This is a genomic window from Methanosarcina sp. DH1 (assembly GCF_020804205.1).
Classification (GTDB): domain Archaea; phylum Halobacteriota; class Methanosarcinia; order Methanosarcinales; family Methanosarcinaceae; genus Methanosarcina; species Methanosarcina vacuolata.
In genome coordinates, this window is record NZ_WJBJ01000027.1 from 59,122 (window position 1) to 72,746 (window position 13,625).

Sequence of the window (13,625 nt, forward strand, 5' to 3'; positions counted from 1 at the left end):
GGTTGTTACTCCGCTCCCGCATTTACGATACAGATCTCTGACATTTTACGGTCATACACAAGCACTATTTTTCCATTCCTCTTTTCCCAGTATACATCCGTAAGGTAATACAGAAAAGCTGTCAAACAAATGCCGGCTATGCCAGATGAAAATGCCGTGTTGAGTGAACCTAAGTAAAAAAGAAACACCAGGGGAGTTGGATCAAACTTAAAGTAGTACAACAAAGCTATCAAACAAAAAGCAGAGATTAAAAACAAAAGGAATCCCCAGTTTAATTGTGAAAGTAAGAGATACAGAAATACCAGGGAAAGTATTAGATTTATAACTCTCCATTTTGACGATACGGTTATAATTTTTCTTTGTCTGCTTGAGTTCTTTATGTCATCCAGATAATTCCAGGTCCAGATACAGAGGCTCAGGTTAAAAATAATTCCTAAAATTACCCCGGACATGAAACCTTCATCCATGGGACTAACTCCCTTGAATCCGATCCAATATACGGAAAAGAGAGTAAACACGGAGGAAGCTATTAATGACCTATTATGACGCTTGTTCCACCAGCCTGGAGACGAAATAGGGGTATTTCCTACATCTTTTCCCCCGGATTGGTTATCAGCTTCCAGATATTCAGGGCAGACGGAATGTTGGGTTTCAAGCATTTTTGCATTCGGGCACCATCCCATCAGTTTTCTTATGTTCTTAATTAACACATTCATAGTCCCTCTTTCCCCCATTCCAGCTTATTCCCACTGAAATTGTGAACAAGCACCTTTTATCAAGAAAACTCATTCTGTCATATAAATTCGGTACCTAGAGTCACTATCATCCTTTAATATAGAGAACAATGCCAATTAAAAATAAAACAGTCCCTATTCCTACCATGATCGATGATACTTTATCCTTTAAATCTAGAGCAAGTGACGAGACTGACACTAAAGAACCTAGACTTGTAAGTAACAATCCAATTCTTTTCATACGACTAAGATTGTTTCCAGGTTTTTCTCCAGACCTATCATATACCTCAAAATTTGCAGGAATATTTTGAGATCCGGTTTCAAGTGCTTTTGCATTCGGGCACCATCCCATAATCTTCCTTATACTTTTTGTGAATACGTTCATTGCTATCTTTTCCTCAGTTTTATCTGGGCTTTAGTCAGGCCTATTCAATCGATTCTTTTAATTTCTCAAATAATTCATCAGCTATCTTTGTGGGATCTTCCGTACTCTGGAGTTTGAGCTGCATCTCTTCTGCAAAGTCCCAGAGAAGTTCAATGCATTCTCTGTACCTCTCGCAAGACCCGCATTCACCTTCGTGTTCGTACCAGACTTGCATTCCGTGTTTTGCCGAGACAAAGATTATTGCGTTGGCTTTGAAAGGGACCGATTTTCCAAAGAGTATCCCCTTTTTTGAGTCCAGTTTTTCTACTTCGATCCTGTTTGCACTGGCCATTTCAAGCAGGGTTTCTTCAATGCGCTTATCCATACTAAGAAGGGCTCGCGAGACCGCCTGCCTGGAGACTCCGAAACGCTTTGCGATATTGATATTCGGAAGCCCGTTTCGGCGCAGAACCCAGAATTCAAACTGTTTTTCACCTGCTGGAAGGAACATATGTAAACATCTGAACGTTGACTATATATAACTTTCTGCTCTGAAAATTTTTGAAGCTATTTGTCTAAAAAAATTCTTCTCTCTAAAGATAATTCTAAAATCTTATTAAAAGCAGTTTAATGACCTGACCATAAAAAATATATAGAAACTGATTAAAGTTTAATCAGAGCTTTATATATTTTTACAAATATATTTGTTAAATCCCATTTTTAAAATTATAAAATGAAAATGTAAAATCAATAGGGATGTTTTATGCAAAAAGATAGTGATTTTGAAATAAATCCTAAAGTTATATATCTTTCTGAAGACTCAATAGCCGAAAATGAAAATGAAAAAAACAAGAAAGAAACTGAAGAATTTGAAGCCCAAGCTGCAGCATCTATTGATTCCAGAACCTATGAACACTCTTCTTTTTTTCTCGGTATACCTTTGATTATTATTATTGGGGGTATAAGAAGCAGTTATGAAAGTGTTTTCTCCATTGAATATAAAGGAAAAAACGTAGTTGTACTATACAATGGTATCTGCCTTGTCTCAGTAGCGGACAGACTTTTTATTCACGGAAAATGGGACAAGGGAAAAAAGCTGGGAATACTGGGAAATGTCGTTATTGCGGACAGGATTGAAAATTTGAGTTTTGGGCTTGTCTTCAGTAGTAAATGACTTTTACATGGCAATTTAATTATTTAGCATAATCTTTGATAGCTTCTCATCAATATATAACGATTCAGAGTTAACATGTGACCAATAACTAAATTTTCAAGACACCAGTGTAGAGTCAATCATCAAGGATCCAATAATTCCGAATAACTACAATTGATTTTATACGACATTTTGTTGTTGACTCAACACTAGCTGTTATACTTCATGTTTTTTCTTTTGGTTTTGAGTTTCTTTGTCCAAGTTTGTAGTTTTCCTTATAATAGTTTTAATGGAATATTGCTTGCAAGCAAGTATCCCTATTGTTGTGGGATGATATTTTGAGATTTCAGGGCTATATACTTACAAGCAAGCAGTATCCTATTTCCTATTTTATACTATATATAACTTTCCAGTAAACGGGTTAATATTAATCTCCTAAAAAGTAAACCTGCCTGGATTAAGTTAAAAAAGATTAGAAATAAGAGAGTAAATAGCTCTTTTCTAAGTTAAAAGAGAGTAGGCCTGATAAGGAAACTCAGGACTCAACTAGTTGTTCAAAATTTCTTTAAATTGCTGACTAAAGATGTTCTTATAAACCAAGCACATCGTCCATGGAATAAATTCCTGTTTTTTGCCTGCAGATCCATTCGGCTGCACGGACGGCACCTTTAGCAAAGATCTGGCGGGAATGAGCCATATGCTTGATCTCAATTCTTTCAGAATTCCCCGCGAAAAGAACAGTATGGTCACCTGTGATATCTCCGGCGCGGACTCCATGAATTCCAATTTCTTTTCCGCGTGGGGCAATACCTTCCCTGCCATAGACATATTCCTTTCCGCCGAGAGCTTCACTTATAATGTCGGCTGCCCTAAGGGCGGTTCCGCTTGGGGCATCTTTTTTCTGATTGTGGTGAGCTTCAATAATCTCGATATCATAATCTGCAAGATATTTTGCCGCTTCCCTGATAATCTTGAAAAAGACATTAACGCCTACCGAATAGTTGGGGGAAATGACGGCACTTACCTGGCCTTCATGAATAGCTTCATCAATTACTGCTCGCTGCTCCGGAGTCAGCCCTGTGGTTCCTATTATTAGATTTACCCCGGCTCTGGCTGCTATTGGAGCGTTAACTACGGTTGCACCGGCTATAGTGAAGTCGATAAGGACATCAGCCTTGCTTTCTTTCAGAACAGTTTCAAGGTCTTTTACGTCCGAAACCTTGACTCCCAGGTTCCCTACGCGGGCAAATTCTCCTATGTCCTTTCCGAAATTGTTGATGTCAAAAGCAGCAACAAGCTGCATGTCCGTAGAGTTGGTAACATTCTCCACAATTAAAGAGCCCATCCTGCCGCAGGCTCCGAGTACTGCTACGTTAATCATTCTATAACCCCCAGTTTCCTGAGTTCATCTGCAACCTTCTGAGCATTTGTCTCACTAAGGGGCGCGAGTGGAAGCCTCAGTTGCCCGCTTGCCAGGCCTACGAGTTCCGCAGCTTTTTTAACTGGGATTGGGTTCGTTTCCAGGAAAAGAGAGCGAATCAGAGGGGCAATTTCAAAATGGATCTTCCTTGCAGTTTCGTAGTCTCCGGCAAGAGCTGCATTTACCATTCTGGACATTCTGTCAGGTACTATATTTGCAGCAACAGAAATGACTCCTCTGCCTCCTACGGAGAGAATAGGAAGAGTCAAATTATCCTCACCTGAAATAACCACGAAGTCTTCATCTACAGTATTTTCCAGAATCTGGGAAACTTTCCCGATATTCCCACTGGCTTCTTTAATTCCCACGATATTTTCAACTTTTGCAAGTTCGACAATGACTTCGAGTGGCATGTCCTGTCCTGTACGGGAAGGGATATTATACATAACCATAGGAACATCGACTGCTTCTGCAATTTTCTTAAAATGCGCAAGCAGCCCCGCAGGATTTGGCTTGTTATAATAGGGAGAAATCAGAAGTACACCATCGACACCCGCATCTGCAGCGTGTTTTGTAAACTGGAGGGCTTCTCCTGTATTATTTGAACCTGTTCCTGCAATTACAGGAACTTTTGAACATTCCACTGCAATATCTATGACTTCTTCATGCTCAAGTGCAGAAAGAGTTGCGGATTCGCCGGTAGTGCCACAGGGCACAATCCCTGCAACTCCTCCCTCTTCAACAAATTCAATATTCCTTTGTAAGCCTTCCCTGTCAATCCTGTCATCTTTCGTAAAAGGAGTTATCAGGGCAGGCATTGTTCCTTCAAACATTTCAGATATCCCCGCCTGTGTCCAGAAGTAAATCTTCTGCTCAGTATACTTTCATGCGTGCAACTTTTCTTGTGACGTAACCTGCAACCCTGTTCCTTATGACTTTGCTTTCAATGGTCGTATACTTTGTCACAAGAGCTTTGTTAGTTTCAAAGTCTTTTGTAAAGACATCCCCGTGGTTCTCAATCAGTCGGAATGCGATTCTTTTTATGTTTGTCTGTCTTATATTTCCCATCGTATCTCCTCTTAGATGTTTTTGCTGCTTTTAGTCCAGTTATTCAATTCTACTTCTAGTTTATCTCACATGTTTTCCTGTGAATTCTGGTTAACGTGAAGCCCGAGGTAAAAAATAGTTGTTTGATGTCTATTTTTCTTCTCTGGAATTGATAAGTTTAGCGAAAACTGGATATAATAATTTGATTGATCATGATTTTGTCGACTAATAAGGTCACTTGAGATTTATAACTTTTGGGGTCGACACTCTGGCCTAAACCTGTGAGGCTTATCATTCCTTTTCTCAATTACTTGAGTGTGTAATTAGATGCTGACAATTCTCCTTTGAATATATACTTTTTGCAGCATCAGTGCAACAGCTATAGTTAGATTCTGGGTACAGTTTTGTTATGTGACATTTGGATATATCCTTTAAATATTCTATACCTTTATGTGACATTTAGATAAATCCTTTAAATATTCTGTACCTTCATGTGACATTTAGATATATCCTTTAAATATTCTATACCTTCATGTGACATTTAGATTATCCTACATTAAATATCCAGTACCTTTATGTATTATATCTCTTATTTTCTCTTTACATAGTCTGTTTTACCAAGAAAGCGGTCAAGAGTCCTTGCGTTAGTGAAAACACGCTCTCTTATCCCTTTACGGTTAATAAAGAGTCCTATTAATACTAAAAGTAGCCCAAGATCAGGTTTTGCTTCGACAGCAACTGCTCCTATCAAAACCATGGAAGAAGCTGCAAGTCCCTTCATGGCTCCTTTCCTGTAAGAACGGTAACCTGTTCTTTTAAAAATCCGGATATCCCGAAGGGTCAGGAAAAGAACTACAAAATAAGCAAACATTGCAATTTCTAGATACATTCTTTTCTCCATCTTCTGTTTTTAATTTTGTCTTCCTGCTCCTTTATCGGATTGAAAATATGAGTCTTATTTCTTTTTGTTCTTTTATCCCGGCTATACTTAATATCCTGATTATTTTTCAGCGAGCAGGCGAAGATTGATCAGTATACCAGTGTAAGCAAACAGATACACATTAAGTATATTACATAATATAAAACCAGCAGGTTTTGAACCTGCTGGTAATTTTGAGTTGTAAAGATAACTAGGAGAATATAATTTATGAGGTATTTTTTAGACTTATTTTTTCACTAGTGTCGCGTAAATCCTTAAGGATTGAATGATTCTGCGTAGTTGTAATCGATATTATACGACGTTTTGCTGTTGACGTAACACTATACTTTACAGCATATTCAGATTGAGTAGTCCGCTTAGGAATAAAAGTCCGAGAAAAAGGGGTTGATGAATGAAGTATATGACCAGAGAATGTTGCCCCGTTCTTGAAAACAGCCTGATAAGGGGATTTTTTCCAGTATAGGGGATTTCAAACTGCCTTTTTCCGCCGGAGTACAGAAAATTACCCAGGAAAACTCCTGCTAGCAATACCCCAAACCAGGGAAATATAGGAAAGTAATCAAGGGTACTGAAATTTTCGGGAGTAAAGCCTAGCCAGAGCAAGCTGGAAAATCCAAAAGTCATATTCCTCAGATAAAGCCCTATAAGGCCGAAAAACAGGCTAAATAGAAGGTTTTCTTTCCCATAATCCAGAAAGGGATAGACGAGTATTGCCGAAACCCCAAAAAAATGCAGGATTCCAAAGACAATATACTCTTCAGGTAAAAAGATCCAGGTTATAACTGTGAGCAAAAGCCCCATTAAATAGAGTTTTATTCCTCTTTTCAGGTACTTATAAAAATTTTCTGCTTCATTTCCAGCAAACTTTTTTTTAAGGGCTCTTGAATGGCTTATCGAAAGGGCCGCTCCTGAGATCAGGATGAAAAGTAAAGCTGAGAATCTGCCTGCATATAGAATAAAACCGGACCTTAGCTGAATATTTGCAATATCGAAAAAGTCCAGGTCATAGAGAAAATGATAAAGGAGCATCAAGAGAACAGCAAGTCCTCGCAGACAATCAATCTCCCAGAAGCGGTCTGCATATCTGGCCATAAATTTTTCTCCGGAGCGCATCAAATTCCATTCATAAAGAATGGATGTCTTCTTTTAAAGACGTATATTTATAATTTCTGGTTCATTCAGGAGAAGGCTAAGGTCTCTTACTCTTTAGTCTCTTACTTTTTAGTCTCTTACTCTCTAGTCTCTTACTCTTTTATGTAATGGCAATAGAGGCTTGATTCCTTCAGAAATTTCGATCAGCATGTCTACTCTGCCAGATAACTTCTCTTGCAACAGGAAAAAGGCACTCCTTGTAAGCAAATGGCTGCGTAAATAGTCAGGACTGAGTGTTTACTTCATTTCTATTAAGAATTAAGATTGTTCCTATTAATATCACTTCTATCAAGAATTAAGATCACTTCTATTAAGATCGAATACACTAACTTTCATGGGCTTCTTCAAATCAACGTTTACATTGTCTTATATCAATCCAATTATGGTTCCTGCATGTGGGAGTATCCCAAACAAGAACACATTTATTGAGCCGTGAATCATTACCACAAGGGGAAGACTTCGGGTTCTATAAAATAAGTATCCTAAAAAACCTCCTAAAAGGAAGGTATATGCCATTTCGTAAGGAGTGCCGTAAGTAGAATGCATTATCCCGAAAAGGAGGCTTGAAAGAAAAATTCCCCAGGCTGGTCCAAGGAATTCTTCCAGGCTTGTCTGGAGAATTGACCTGAAGATGAGTTCTTCTATAAGCCCTACAATAAAAACCATTATAATTATGAGTATCAGCAGGTTTCTCAATGAGAGATCTGGTATCAGTTCTCTGGCCCCTATCATTACATATTCTACCTGTCCAAAAACTAGGCCTGCAAGAATAGATAGAGGAAGGTAGATCCATATCCTCTTCAGAGTGTCTCTTTTTTTCTCATATATCACTTTCTGATGCACGGTAGCAAGAGTTATTGGAATTGCCATGGGTGCATAGATAAATATGAATGAATAAAGATTTCTCTCAAAAAAAACTGGCATTGAAAAATTTACCAATCTGAAAATTGTCAGAAGCAGGAGGGCCTGGTAGATTTTCCTTATTTGAGTCTTTTTCAGAACTGATATTGAATATGAAAGCGAGAGCAGAAGTAAGGTATAAGCTATTGAAGCTTCTCTTAACCTTCCCCCGAAAATCAACAATTCGATAAGAGTAATTGCAGCTACAGGGATTCCTGCATAAATTCTCTTTTTCAGGAACCCGCTTTTTTCTTCATTTTTCATTTTGAGCATTTTCCCGAGCTCCGGCAGAGAGGCCTTTCCTGCTTCCAGCTCTGAAGATATAAAATCCGAGATTGCCATCTTCAGGCCTCCTCAGTAACATTAATCCAGAGATGCAGGTTCCGGTAAGGTATGGTTTTCTCAGTTTCATTAAAGAGCAGAAACTCTAGTTTCATATTCTTTCCTTCAAGAGGTGGCGTAAAATTAACTGGTTGTTCCCAGGACATATTATTCCCCAGGCTTATCTGTTTCTTACTTTCCGGAAGCGACCTGTTTTCGAGCCTTACATCTATTGTATAATCCATTGGCCTGTACTCGTGGTTTATGATCCCTACAGTGACTGTTCCTTTTTCTCCCTGTACAAACTCTGTAGGATAGTCTCCGATCTTACTGTTGTTTCCAAGAATATAGAATTCGGTAAAATGCTCTCCCTCTTTAGGGTTTCCTATAATGTAGGCGAGGCTTCCCATGGAGGCCAGAATAGAAAGGACAAGGATAACCGCAATAACTTTATCAGTTTTCGATTCGGTCTTTTCAAGAATTCGGGCTTTCATGCTAAGGTAACATTTTTTGAATGAAACTCCAAAGGCTTCGGTTTCAGGCAGCAGTCCTCTTCTGTAATATGCAATTGCACACATCAGGAGAGTAAAAATTGAAAATTCTGTCAGCAGAGGAATCTCCCTGATACCCCAGCTGGAATAGTTCAGGCCAAGTCCCAGTAATGGGGCGATTGAAATACTCAGTCCGAAGGAAATTGCAGCTCTCTCAATTCCGTCAAGATCTTTTTTTGCTGGGAAGAGAGCTCCAGTGAGCGCATAGCCCGGCAAGAAAAGCACAATAATAATTCCCAGGTACGTGCGCAGGAAACTGTCGCTAAGTACAGGTACGAGTATGAAGATGTTAGTAATAAACACAAAACCTGCAACAAACAGCAGGTCCATGGAAAGTTGTCTATTTCCGGCCATTATACCACTAATAAAATTATTTCATACTGTGTCCTCTTTGAATTTATATCTATGCAAGCCTTTTACTACTAAACACTTCTCATTTTATTCATAAGTATAATTTGGTCTTTCAGATGGTCTTTTTAGGTGGTTCTTGCAGGAAAACAAGGGAGAAAATGCCTTTCCGTTCGAATTTAATTTTGCTGGTATTGTTCTCTATTTATGAAATTCAGTTTTGAGGATAATTTTACTTCTTTCTGAGCTCAATTTTCTGAAAAACACCTCAATTTCCAAATTTCTTAGACTCCCCCTTTATTGATTAGGTCTCTTTGTATGAAAAATTTCCCCTCTTTTGAAGAACTTTTTTCCTCTTTTGGAAGAGACCTTTTCCAGGCTGTGTCATATTTTGTACACTTCAGGGAAGTTTTAGCTTTATTTTATAAACCTTTGGGCGCGCACAGAAAATTTTATTTTGTATTTTTCCCTTTCTGCAAGCATGAAAGTGCTGGTTACTGGAGGAGCAGGTTTCATAGGCTCCCACATAGCTGAATATTTTGCAGAAGCAGGACATACTGTCAGGATTTTGGATAATCTTGCCACAGGTTTTCTCAGAAATATTCCGCAGTATAAAAACATCGAGTTCATTGAGGGAAATATATGTGACTTTTCCTCAGTCGAAAAGGCGGTTTCGGGCATGGATTACGTCTTTCACGAAGCTGCCCTTGTATCCGTACCTTTAAGCTGTGAAAAACCTGCTGAAGCTTTCCAGATTAACACGCTTGGGACTCTTAATGTACTGCAGGCATGCGTTAAAGCCGAAGTCAATAAATTTGTGACAGCGTCTTCAGCTGCGATCTATGGAAATAACCCTATACTTCCAAAACAAGAGAACATGTATCCTGAACCGTCTTCCCCTTATGCTATTTCTAAACTTGATGGAGAATATCTGGCGAGGATGTTTTATGAAGACCACGGTCTTCGTACTACTTGCCTGCGTTATTTCAATGTCTACGGTCCTCGCCAGGACCCAAAATCCCCATATGCAGCCGTTATTCCAATTTTCCTTGAGAGAGCGAAACTGGGAAAGGACCTTGTTATTTATGGAGATGGACTTCAGAGCCGAGATTTCGTTCATATTAAAGATGTAGTCAGGGCAAACGCCGCGGCTCTTGAGCATGGGGATGGTCAGGTCTTTAACGTGGCTATGGGAAAAAGCGTGACAGTTCTAGAACTTGCCGAAAATATTATTAAGTTAACTGGCTCTTCTAGCAGGATTGTGCATGCCGCTTCAAGGGCAGGTGATGTTCGGGACTCAAAAGCAGATGTCTCAAAAATCTCAAGCTGGTGGAAAGGAGAAATCGAGTTACAGGAAGGGTTAAAAAGCCTGATTTGATAGGATTGTAAGAGCTCTTACTTTCTAATCTAAAAACGAAAGCTGCTATCGGTTAGACAGCGGCTTTCTCATTGGTTCAAGCAGTTTCTTACCTTAAGTAAAGGTTCCAAGTTGAGTTTTCAGTGTACTATCTAAAATTTTTATATGATCAAATCTACAAATTCTTAAAAGAAAATATTCAGTTAGGATGACTGAGTTATATAATCTCCAACTCTTTAATTGAGAGCTCTCAAACTGCAGAGATGCAGCTTAAAGACTGTATTATATGCTATTCGCCTGGAAATTTGAGAGCTCTTTCTGTTAAATATCTTTTCTGCCTGATATTGATATTTAAGTTTCCAGTTGTTTTGGTGCACTCACATTTACCCATAGATGAAGGTCTCTATAAGGCACACTTTTCTCAGTGTCATTAAAGAGCAGGAACTGAAGCTTCAGATTCTTTCCCTCAACAGGAGGCATAATAGTAACTGGTTCTTCCCAGGTAGCGTTATGGGCAAGATTGATATGCTTCACATTCTCCGGAAGGAACAGTGATTTATTTTCAAGTTTTATTTCCATTGTGTAATTTACAGGCCTGTATTCATGGTTTACAACTCCAACTATCACGGTTCCACTTTGCCCGAGTGTGTAATTTGTAGTATAATTATCTGCTTTTCCTTCAGGTCCAAGAAGATAGAACTCTGTGAAATGTTCTCCTTCTTTTGGGCTCACAACCACATAAGCCAGGGTTGCTATGGACAGGAGAATGGAAATTATCAGGAAAACCGTGAGAGCTCTATCCAGCTTTGAGTCTGAAGTTTCCATGATCTCGCCTTTGAGCGAAAGTGCTGCTGCTTTGAAAGAGATATTAAAAGCCTCGTTTTCTGGGAGACTTATCCTTCTAAGATATGCAAGTCCACACATAATAAAGGTAAAAGCGGACAGACTTATGAGAATTGGTAGAGTCCTGATTCCCCATGGAGTATAATTAAGACCAAGGCCTATTAGTGGCACAACTGCAATACTCAGTCCGAAAGAAAGAGCGACCCGTTCGATTCCGTCAAGATCAGATTTTGCAGGAAAAAGGGCTGCAATCAGAGCATACCCTGGCAGAAATAACACAAGAGGCAGTCCAAGTATGTTCCGGAACATTGTTTCATTTATTCCAGGAGTGAGCACAAAGATATCTGTTAGGAGCACGAGCCCCATAATAATAAACAGATCTGAGGAAATTTTTTTTACAGTCATGCAGGTCATCCAGCTTATAATAAAAATTATACTCTCTTCAGTTTCATTTAGATGAGTAAATATTTTTCTAATCCATTTTATTCTTTCGATCTATTTTTCCAAGATTTAAAATACTCAAATTTGAAATACTCAGGTTTTTTCTCCGATTTTTGTGCCCATCTTTTCCGATCCACGCTAATTGTCTTCCATTATCCTACAAAGTACTTTCTTCTTTATTTGCAGCTTCCTTTTTATTTCTTTTCCTGAATCTTTTTTCTCAACCTTTCTGGCTGATACTTTTTTAATAGCGTAGCTTAATTAATTTAGGCTCTTCTTTGTTTTATGTGGAATCCTCATAATGTTTTCATAAAAACCAATGCGTTCTCGAATTGAAAATCATCTTACCACAGGGAATGACGAAAAACCTTAATTCACATCGAATATTTTTTATGCTGCTTCACTTTCTTAATAGCTCTCTTTTCCTCTAGCTAAAACAAACTCTATAATTTATTTTATCTCATATGATTCTCTTTATTTCTTATTTCTCAATATTAAAAATTGCGGCAAGTGGTGCGCAGGAATAATAGAGTGTTGAAACTTGAAATATTTCCAAATAAATTCTCAAAAAAATCAAGAAGTTTGCGGGACTGAAAGCTTAAAGGTCTGAGCTTCCATACTATTGATTCTCAAGCTTACTTTTTCATATGTTTGTCTATATTTTTAGAATATGTCAGTTAATACAGATTTTCAATAGTCGATATTTCAATTGTCCAATTTTATGTCTGTACTAACATAGTGTCGAAGCATACTGATGTCTACTACATACTATTCTTTTTAAAGTAGACCTGTCAATAAATTTATATATGTATTTTTCCAGATTTCACTTTAAAAACTAATCTTGTTGTAATGTTTAATAGATCTAATCTCTTTCCAGATTCAACAACTTTCAGGATCTTCATAACTAATCTTCTAAATATATACGTGGCTACACGAAGGGGGGTTATCAAGAATGAGTGATCAGTTACTTATGAAAAGTGGCACAGGGCCTATAATAAATAAAAGAAATTGTACTATAAGCAGAGCCTCTAAAAATGTCACAGTTGTCCTTTCTGCCTATAATGAAGAAACATCTATAGGAAGTATTGTACTTCTCACCAGGCTCTATGCTGATAGGGTGATTTTGGTTGATGATGCCAGTTCAGATCAAACAGCAGAGATAGCAAAAAAAGCCGGGGCTGAAGTGATGATAAACAAGACTAGTAGGGGCAAAGGTGCGTCTCTGGAAACAGGTTTTGAAGCTGCAGTACATCTCGGCGCTGATGTAATTGTGACAATGGACTCAAGAGGTCGCCATAACCCTGAAGACATCCCAAGGCTCATTGACCCGATAATAACAGGAGGTGCAGATGTGGTCAATGGGACTCGGTATTTAAACAAGATGAGCAAGAACACTCCTGTTTACCGCCGTGTTGGGCAAACAATTCTGGGTAGATTTGCTAATAAAAAATCTGACAAAATTAGAGATTCTCAGGTCACTTTTCGCGCCTTTACAGCCTCTAAAAAAGATATTATCTTCGATGCCCGGGACCTGGCAACAGAAAACGAGATGCTTATAAATGCAGACAAATATGGCCTTCGCATAAAAGAAATCGAGATAGGTACCCATTATACCTTTGAAGACCCCATACAAGCTCCAGTTAAGTATGTTCGTGGAGTACTAAGGACTGTAGTCAGGGATATAGAGGCCAATAAGCCGCTATACTTCTATGCAGTACCAGGTTTTGCCCTTGCAACATGCGGTTTTTGTATGGGTGTGAAGTTTCTTGAAGTCTTAGTCCTTGGAATAGAAAGCCTTCATTTCTGGTATGTAATTATAATGATTTTTCTATCTGTTGCCGGAGTATATATGACAGTGAAAGGAATTGTACTGCATTCCCTGGCAGAGGTGGCTCAAACTGAGGCTACATAATACCTGATACACAATTACTCAAGATCATACCTGGGAAAATCGTCAAATAGAACATGTTGAAATGAAAAAATAAGATGTGGAAAACGCTTTTAACGGTGCGCGAAGTAAAAAGTTCAGTTCTCTTTTAGTCCACTTGAACAGG

At 38.5% G+C, this 13,625-nt stretch carries 14 protein-coding genes; 3 read left to right on the top strand and 11 right to left on the bottom strand.

Annotated features, from left to right (window positions below; all coding sequences use genetic code 11):
• Window positions 1–5 precede the first annotated feature (5 nt).
• The 3 genes from FXW07_RS15600 to FXW07_RS15610 all read right to left on the bottom strand — a co-directional run bounded on the left by FXW07_RS15600 (window position 6) and on the right by FXW07_RS15610 (window position 1,609).
• The gene (locus FXW07_RS15600; protein WP_229396188.1) at window positions 6–716 is read right to left on the bottom strand and encodes a DUF1673 domain-containing protein; all 711 of its coding nucleotides are present in this window, start codon (window positions 714–716) and stop codon (window positions 6–8) included.
• Window positions 717–822: 106 nt separating this feature from the next.
• Window positions 823–1,119: a DUF1673 family protein gene (locus FXW07_RS15605; protein WP_229396189.1), complete on the bottom strand. Its 297-nt coding sequence runs from the start codon at window positions 1,117–1,119 to the stop codon at window positions 823–825.
• Between the two features lie 40 nt (window positions 1,120–1,159).
• Complete coding sequence (locus FXW07_RS15610; RefSeq protein WP_048116757.1) at window positions 1,160–1,609, bottom strand: hypothetical protein; 450 nt, start codon at window positions 1,607–1,609, stop codon at window positions 1,160–1,162.
• 252 nt (window positions 1,610–1,861) lie between these two features.
• On the opposite strand from FXW07_RS15610, the gene FXW07_RS15615 reads away from it, so the two are divergent.
• Entirely contained in the window at window positions 1,862–2,272 is a 411-nt protein-coding gene (locus tag FXW07_RS15615) for a hypothetical protein (RefSeq protein WP_229396190.1), read from the top strand.
• 568 nt (window positions 2,273–2,840) lie between these two features.
• Here the strand turns inward: FXW07_RS15615 and dapB are convergent.
• The 7 genes from dapB to FXW07_RS15650 form a co-directional block, all read right to left on the bottom strand.
• Window positions 2,841–3,632 (bottom strand): 4-hydroxy-tetrahydrodipicolinate reductase, encoded by a 792-nt coding sequence (gene dapB / locus FXW07_RS15620; RefSeq protein ID WP_229396192.1) that lies wholly within the window; start codon window positions 3,630–3,632, stop codon window positions 2,841–2,843.
• Entirely contained in the window at window positions 3,629–4,504 is an 876-nt protein-coding gene (gene dapA / locus FXW07_RS15625) for a 4-hydroxy-tetrahydrodipicolinate synthase (protein WP_048116766.1), read from the bottom strand. Before dapA ends, dapB begins: the two co-directional genes overlap by 4 nt.
• A 40-nt stretch (window positions 4,505–4,544) precedes the next feature.
• Window positions 4,545–4,739, bottom strand: a complete 195-nt coding sequence (locus tag FXW07_RS15630; protein ID WP_048116768.1) for a 30S ribosomal protein S17e — start codon at window positions 4,737–4,739, stop codon at window positions 4,545–4,547.
• A gap of 568 nt (window positions 4,740–5,307) precedes the next feature.
• Window positions 5,308–5,607, bottom strand: a complete 300-nt coding sequence (locus FXW07_RS15635; protein ID WP_229396194.1) for a hypothetical protein — start codon at window positions 5,605–5,607, stop codon at window positions 5,308–5,310.
• Between the two features lie 378 nt (window positions 5,608–5,985).
• A complete protein-coding gene (locus FXW07_RS15640) occupies window positions 5,986–6,750 on the bottom strand; it encodes a heparan-alpha-glucosaminide N-acetyltransferase (RefSeq protein ID WP_229396196.1) in 765 nt (254 codons plus the stop codon).
• A 426-nt stretch (window positions 6,751–7,176) separates the two neighbouring features.
• Entirely contained in the window at window positions 7,177–8,052 is an 876-nt protein-coding gene (locus tag FXW07_RS15645) for a type II CAAX endopeptidase family protein (RefSeq protein WP_229396197.1), read from the bottom strand.
• 2 nt (window positions 8,053–8,054) lie between these two features.
• Window positions 8,055–8,936, bottom strand: a complete 882-nt coding sequence (locus FXW07_RS15650; RefSeq protein ID WP_229396198.1) for a DUF1616 domain-containing protein — start codon at window positions 8,934–8,936, stop codon at window positions 8,055–8,057.
• A gap of 475 nt (window positions 8,937–9,411) precedes the next feature.
• On the opposite strand from FXW07_RS15650, the gene FXW07_RS15655 reads away from it, so the two are divergent.
• Entirely contained in the window at window positions 9,412–10,308 is an 897-nt protein-coding gene (locus FXW07_RS15655) for an NAD-dependent epimerase/dehydratase family protein (RefSeq protein ID WP_048158062.1), read from the top strand.
• A gap of 330 nt (window positions 10,309–10,638) precedes the next feature.
• Here the strand turns inward: FXW07_RS15655 and FXW07_RS15660 are convergent, their stop codons facing one another.
• Entirely contained in the window at window positions 10,639–11,535 is an 897-nt protein-coding gene (locus tag FXW07_RS15660) for a DUF1616 domain-containing protein (RefSeq protein ID WP_229396199.1), read from the bottom strand.
• Window positions 11,536–12,523: 988 nt separating this feature from the next.
• Between FXW07_RS15660 and FXW07_RS15665 the strand changes: the two genes are divergently transcribed.
• The gene (locus tag FXW07_RS15665) at window positions 12,524–13,483 is read left to right on the top strand and encodes a glycosyltransferase family 2 protein (protein WP_229396200.1); all 960 of its coding nucleotides are present in this window, start codon (window positions 12,524–12,526) and stop codon (window positions 13,481–13,483) included.
• The last annotated feature ends 142 nt before the right edge of the window (window positions 13,484–13,625 follow it).

What these genes read in the sequence shown, in the direction of transcription:
- FXW07_RS15600 (WP_229396188.1), bottom strand. Translation starts at nt 716, where the DNA reads ATGAATGTGTTAATTAAGAACATAAGAAAACTGATGGGATGGTGCCCG.
- FXW07_RS15605 (WP_229396189.1), bottom strand. Translation starts at nt 1,119, where the DNA reads ATGAACGTATTCACAAAAAGTATAAGGAAGATTATGGGATGGTGCCCG.
- FXW07_RS15610 (WP_048116757.1), bottom strand. Translation starts at nt 1,609, where the DNA reads ATGTTCCTTCCAGCAGGTGAAAAACAGTTTGAATTCTGGGTTCTGCGC.
- FXW07_RS15615 (WP_229396190.1), top strand. Translation starts at nt 1,862, where the DNA reads ATGCAAAAAGATAGTGATTTTGAAATAAATCCTAAAGTTATATATCTT.
- dapB (WP_229396192.1), bottom strand. Translation starts at nt 3,632, where the DNA reads ATGATTAACGTAGCAGTACTCGGAGCCTGCGGCAGGATGGGCTCTTTA.
- dapA (WP_048116766.1), bottom strand. Translation starts at nt 4,504, where the DNA reads ATGTTTGAAGGAACAATGCCTGCCCTGATAACTCCTTTTACGAAAGAT.
- FXW07_RS15630 (WP_048116768.1), bottom strand. Translation starts at nt 4,739, where the DNA reads ATGGGAAATATAAGACAGACAAACATAAAAAGAATCGCATTCCGACTG.
- FXW07_RS15635 (WP_229396194.1), bottom strand. Translation starts at nt 5,607, where the DNA reads ATGTATCTAGAAATTGCAATGTTTGCTTATTTTGTAGTTCTTTTCCTG.
- FXW07_RS15640 (WP_229396196.1), bottom strand. Translation starts at nt 6,750, where the DNA reads ATGGCCAGATATGCAGACCGCTTCTGGGAGATTGATTGTCTGCGAGGA.
- FXW07_RS15645 (WP_229396197.1), bottom strand. Translation starts at nt 8,052, where the DNA reads ATGGCAATCTCGGATTTTATATCTTCAGAGCTGGAAGCAGGAAAGGCC.
- FXW07_RS15650 (WP_229396198.1), bottom strand. Translation starts at nt 8,936, where the DNA reads ATGGCCGGAAATAGACAACTTTCCATGGACCTGCTGTTTGTTGCAGGT.
- FXW07_RS15655 (WP_048158062.1), top strand. Translation starts at nt 9,412, where the DNA reads ATGAAAGTGCTGGTTACTGGAGGAGCAGGTTTCATAGGCTCCCACATA.
- FXW07_RS15660 (WP_229396199.1), bottom strand. Translation starts at nt 11,535, where the DNA reads ATGACTGTAAAAAAAATTTCCTCAGATCTGTTTATTATTATGGGGCTC.
- FXW07_RS15665 (WP_229396200.1), top strand. Translation starts at nt 12,524, where the DNA reads ATGAGTGATCAGTTACTTATGAAAAGTGGCACAGGGCCTATAATAAAT.